This is a genomic window from Patulibacter sp. NPDC049589 (assembly GCF_040675535.1).
GTDB lineage: Bacteria > Actinomycetota > Thermoleophilia > Solirubrobacterales > Solirubrobacteraceae > Patulibacter.
The window spans coordinates 1-5,398 of record NZ_JBFAPC010000248.1 but is presented as its reverse complement, the minus strand read 5'-3'; the positions used below and the strand labels follow the sequence as shown (position 1 = coordinate 5,398).

The window sequence follows — 5,398 nt, the reverse complement described above, 5'->3', positions numbered from 1 at the left end:
CCGGGGCGGCGTCCGACGGCACGGGCCGACGGAAGGCGCTCGGCGACGCGGCGGGCCGGGACGGGGGCGCCTCGCCGGCGGATCCCGCCGCGGCGGCGACGCGGTTGAGCCGCCGGCGGAGGTCCTCGCCCTCGACGTAGCGCATCGACAGCCACAGGCCGGCGTCGTCGGTGCCCGCGTCGTAGACGGCGACGACGTTGGGGTGGTCGAGGCGGGCGGCCAGCCGCGCCTCGCGCATGAAGCGGTCCTGGAAGGTCGGGTCGTGCGCCAGGCCGTGGGCCAGGATCTTCAGCGCCACGCGGCGCCCGAGGGTCACGTGCTCGGCGAGCCAGACGGTCCCCATGGCGCCCGCGCCGAGGCGGCGCTCGATGCGGTGGCCACCGATGAGATCGCCGGGCTGCGGCTCCGCCCGTCCCCCGGCCATCAGCTGTCGCTCCGAACCGGCACGCCGTGCAGTCTGCCGCACTCCGGGTGACCTCGGTACGGTGCGGTCGTGTCGCACGCGGTCGCCACCCCGCTGGTCTCCTTCTGCGTCGTCGGCACGAACGGCGCGGAGTTCCTGCGCAGCTGCCTGGACGCCATCGCCCTGGAGCAGCGGCTGCTGGAGCGCCCGACCGAGGTCCTGGTGCTCGACAACGCGTCGACGGACGACAGCGTCCGGATCGCGCGCGAGCACCCCGTCGGCGCCCGGGTGATCAGCCTGGACCGCCGCGAGGGCAAGGCCGCCAACGACTCGCGCCTGCTCGACGAGGCCCAAGGCCGCTTCGCGCTCCTGCTCAACGAGGACTCCGAGCTGCGCGCCGGCGCCACCAAGGAGCTGCTCGACGCCCTGGAGCGCGACCCGCAGGCCGCGTGCGCGGGCGCCGCGCTGCTGCGCCCCGACGGCCGCCAGCAGCCGTCGGCCTGGCGCTTCCCGGGCTTCGGCACGACGCTCGCCCAGGCGCTGCTGCTGCACAAGTCGCTCGTCGTCCAGTCGGGCGGCACCGGCCGCGGCACCCGCAAGGTCGACTGGTGCCAGTCGGCGTGCCTGCTCGTGCGGGTGCAGGCGTCGGCGACGATCGGGCACCTCGACCCGGAGTACTTCGTCTACGGCGACGAGGTCGACCTGCAGCGGCGCCTGCGCGACGTCGGCTGGCACACGCTGTTCGTGCCGGCCGCGCAGTGCATCCACCACGAGGGCCTGTCGACCGGCAGCGGCGCGCGGCGGCGGATCGTCGAGCTGCACCGCAACCAGAACCGCTACCTCGTCGCCCACCACGGCCCGTTCGTGGCCGCCTGCTGCCGCCCCGTCGCCGCCGCGCCCTACCTGCTGCGGACCCTCGCGGCCGTCGTGCTGCCCGGCCACTCGGTACGGCGCTACTGGTGGCACGTCCAGGCGATCCTGGCCCCCGGCCGCGGCGAGGGCATCCGCGAGGCCGCCGAGGCGTTCAACGCGCAGCTCGAGCAGCCGGCGGGCGGGTCCGCCTAGCGCCCTGGGGCGGCGCCGGGCCGGGGCGGGGCGCCCACACGGCCCGTCCGACGCCGACGCGCCCCGACGACGCGACGGCTCAGCCGCCCGACGACGCGCGCACGCGCACGCCGCGGCGCACCCGCGCCGCCGGCACCCCGCCGCCCTCGGCCGTGGCCGTGGCGGTCTCGTGCCGGGAGCGCGCGAGCGCCCGTCCGCGCACCGTCACCCGCACCGTGCGCGTGCGGCCCGCCCCCAGCGTCCTGCGCGGCCAGCAGATCCGGCCGGAGCGGACCACGGCCTTCGGGACGGCCGTGACCAGCACGAGCCCCTTCGGCAGCCGCTCGCAGATCCGGACGCCGGGCAGCGCGACGGCGTTGCGGTTGGTCGCGGTGATCGTCAGGCGGGTGCGGGCGCCGCGGGACAGGACCGGCACGCCGGCGCGGTGGGTCAGGACGACCTTCCGCAGCTTGGCCGGCCGCGGGGGCGGCGGCGGGTCCAGGACCGGGGGACCCTTGGGGGGCGGATCCGGGAGCGGGGCCGGAAGGGCGACCGGGGCGAAGCCGAAGTCGAGCGTCAGGTCGGCGTCGCCGCTCGCGGTCAGGTCCCCCGAGACGGCGGAGCCGGTCGACGAGTCCTTCCGCGGGTCCGCGCCGACGCCGGAGGCGGTCGGCAGCAGGCCCGCCAGCGCCGGCTGGGCCCCGTCGACGTGCACGGCGTAGTGCCGCCCGGCGCGCAGCGGCGGCAGGATCCCGAACCCGTAGCGGCCCCGCCCGTCGGTGGTCGTCGGCGGGACGACGCGGCCCAGCGCGTCGGTGACCGGCCCGCCGTCCGGGCCGGTGAGGGTCAGGACGACGCCCGGCACGCCGGGCTCGCCGGGCGACTGGAGCCCGTCGCCGTCCTGGTCGCGCCAGACGACGTCGCCGACCGCGACGGCGGGCGAGAAGCCGAAGTCGAGCGTCGGGTCGGTGTCCCCGGGGATCGTCAGGTCGCGCGCCGTGGCGGACTCCGTCGACGAGTCGAGGGCCGGGTCGTCGCCGACGTCCGCGCGCGTCGGGGCGAGCTGCGCGCCCGCCAGGGCCGGCTGCGTCCCGTCGACGCGCACCGTGTAGCTGCGGCCCGGCGGGAGCGCCGGGAGGTTCCCGAACGCGTACCGGCCGCGCTGGTCGGTCGTCGCCGGGCCGACCGTCGCCCCGGACGCCGACGTGACGGGCTGCCCGTCGGGACCGGTGATCGTCAGGCGGACGTTGCGGATTCCGGGCTCGCCCGGCGACTGCAACCCGTCGCCGTCCTGGTCGCGCCAGACGAAGTCGCCGACCGAGACGACGGGGACGAACCCGAAGTCGAGCGTCAGGTCGCGGGCGCCGCCGCTGGTCAGGTCCCCGGACGCCGCGGAGGCGGTCGACGAGTCGGCCGCGCGGTCCGTCCCGGCGCCCGCGCGGGTGGGCGCGAGGCCCGCGCCGCCGAGCGCGGCCTGGCCGCCGTCGACGCGCACCGTGTACTTCGCGCCGCCCCCGAGGGCCGGCAGGTCGCCGAACGCGTACCGACCCGCGGCGTCGGTCGTGGCCGGGCCGACGGGGCGGCCGGCGACGTCCGTCACGGCCCCGCCGGACGGACCGGTGATCGTCAGGCGCACGCCCTCGATGCCCGGCTCGCCGGGCCCCTGGATCCCGTCGCCGTCGACGTCGCGCCAGACGAGATCGCCGACGGAGACGGCCGGGACGAAGCCGAAGTCGAGGCGGGAGTCGACGGCCTTGTCCGTCGTCAGGTCGCCCGAGTCCGCCGATCCCGTCGAGGAGTCGCGCGCGCGGTCCTGGCCCACCCCGGCCCGGGTCGGGGCCAGGCCGTCGCCCCCCAGCGGCTGCTGGCCGCGGTCGACGATCACGGTGTAGGACTCGCCGGGCGCCAGGACGGGCAGGTTCGAGAACGCGTACGCCCCGCTCCCGCCGGTCGAGGCCGCGCCGACCGGGACCCCGTCGGTGTCGGTGACCGTGCTGCCGCCCGGCCCGCGGAGCGTCAGCTGCACCCCGGCGATGCCCGGCTCGCCGGCGTCCTGGATCCCGTCGCCGTCGATGTCGCGCCAGACGACGTCGCCGACGGAGACGCTCGGTCCCGCCGCGCCGGCCGGTGGCGCGATCACCGCGGTGGCGCCGACGATCAGCGCGAGGGCCAGGCCGAGCGACCGGCCGAGGGATCCTGCGTGCTGCTGTGCGGCAGGCGTCGTGCCGTCGTGCGTCATCTGGTCCCGTCCTGGTCGCCGCCGCACTCGGACCCACCACCTCGACGCGGTGCGGACGCGCGTCGGGCCGGCAGGGCCGGGGACACCCTGGCGCGAATGGATACCAGAGCCGGACGGGGCCGACAATCGCCCCTGATTTCGGCGAACGGCGTCAGCCGGTCGTCGAGTCGGGGAGCTTGCGGCCGACCGGCCCGACGTAGACGCCGCGCGGCAGGTCGTCCGGCAGGTCGGACCCGGGGTGGAACGCGCAGTAGACGCGGGCGCAGCGCTGCGCGCCGGAGCCGTTGGCCACGCGGACGTGCTCGGCTACGCGCAGGGTGTGGCCCTCGTGGCTGAAGTGGTAGTCGTTGGGGTGGATCCCGTACCAGACCTCGCCCACGCCGGACCGCCAGTCCAGCCCGAGGTCCTGGGCGTACTGGCCGACCGGCTGGCCGATCCCCTCGGGCCGCTCGTAGGCCTCGGCGACCTTGTCGAGCTTGATGAGGTCCGCCAGGACCATGTCGGGCCGCCAGAACGGGCTGTCCTCGGCCGTCTCGAGCGCGCGCTCGGTGAAGACCAGGTGCTTGCAGCGCCGCTGCGCCTCCTCCACCGCCTCGAGGACGGTCTCGACCTCGGGCAGCTCCTCCTCGGCCTCGACGCCCTCGGGGGCGGCGCCGTCGAGCTCGCGGTGCAGGCGGATCACCTCGTTGCGCGCGACGTCGAGCGAGATCTCGAGCCGCTCGTGCTCCTGGTGGGCGTCGATCAGCAGCGCCTCGCGCTCCTTCAGGCGCTTGCGCAGGTCGTCGATCGTGCCCTGGTCCGCGGTGCCGGCGACGGGCTCCTCGGGCGCGTCCTGCAGCTCGTGCTCCAGCCGCTCGCCCTCGGCCCGCGCGGACGCCAGGCGCTCCTGCAGCTCGGCGATCTCCGCCTCGGCGGCTTCCAGCTTGCCGCGCAGCTCCTGGGACTCCGAGACGCGCTCCTCGGCGCGGCGCTCGTGGCGCGACGCCTGGCTCTCGGCCTGCTCCGTCCGGCGGACGGCCTGCTCGAGCTCCTTCTCCGCCCGCACCGCGCGGCGCTCGAGGAAGACCATCGCCTCGCGGCAGATCGTCAGGAGCCGCTTGTCGACCTCGGAGATCTGCGCCTGCTGGTCGATGTCGGCGCGCAGCAGCCGCAGGTCCTGCTCGAGGTCGAGCTCCGGCAGCTCGTCGATCCCGGCCTCGATGCCGAGCTCCGCCTCGAGGTTCTGGACCACCAGTACCGCGTCGTCCTCGTGCTCTAGTTCGTCGACGAATCCTTGGACGCTGGCGACCGAGGAGCGCTCGATGGCGGCGGCGAGGGTCATCCCCAGCTGCTCGCGCAGGATGCGGTCGATCTCGGGCTTCCCTATCCGGTCGAACGTCAGCTCGGTGGCGGGCGCGGCGACCGCGGTCGGTCGCTTGTGCCCGGGGTTGCCTGAGCGCTTGGGCTTGGGTTTGCGCTTCTTCTGGCTCATGGGAACCCAAACTACCGCAGGTCCCTGAGGACGTCCTGGCTCCGCGGTCCCAGTGCGCGGGCCCGGCCATCGTGATGGGCGACCACTGTTTCCTGACCAGGCGTCCGGTCGGAGCGGCTCGGGCCGGGACGGACGGATCCGGGGCCCTCGCCGGTTGGCGGAGGGCGCCAGGGGCGCGCGGGCGCGCCACGGCGGGGTGCAGCCGCGGTCGGCGGAGACCGTCCGGCGGGCCCGCCGGACG

General features: G+C 76.4%; 4 protein-coding genes. 1 reads left to right on the top strand and 3 read right to left on the bottom strand.

Going from position 1 to position 5,398, the window contains the following annotated elements; translation table 11 throughout:
- Positions 1 to 424 (bottom strand): protein kinase (locus AB0L40_RS26190; RefSeq protein ID WP_364361484.1); only part of this gene is annotated, 424 nt, incomplete at its 3' end.
- A 69-nt stretch (positions 425 to 493) separates the two neighbouring features.
- Here AB0L40_RS26190 and AB0L40_RS26185 point away from each other — a divergent pair.
- Positions 494 to 1,468: a glycosyltransferase family 2 protein gene (locus AB0L40_RS26185; RefSeq protein ID WP_364361483.1), complete on the top strand. Its 975-nt coding sequence runs from the start codon at positions 494 to 496 to the stop codon at positions 1,466 to 1,468.
- 79 nt (positions 1,469 to 1,547) lie between these two features.
- Here AB0L40_RS26185 and AB0L40_RS26180 read toward each other — a convergent pair whose 3' ends face one another.
- The gene (locus tag AB0L40_RS26180; RefSeq protein WP_364361482.1) at positions 1,548 to 3,686 is read right to left on the bottom strand and encodes an SdrD B-like domain-containing protein; all 2,139 of its coding nucleotides are present in this window, start codon (positions 3,684 to 3,686) and stop codon (positions 1,548 to 1,550) included.
- Between the two features lie 151 nt (positions 3,687 to 3,837).
- Entirely contained in the window at positions 3,838 to 5,157 is a 1,320-nt protein-coding gene (locus AB0L40_RS26175) for a hypothetical protein (protein WP_364361480.1), read from the bottom strand.
- Positions 5,158 to 5,398 lie beyond the last annotated feature (241 nt).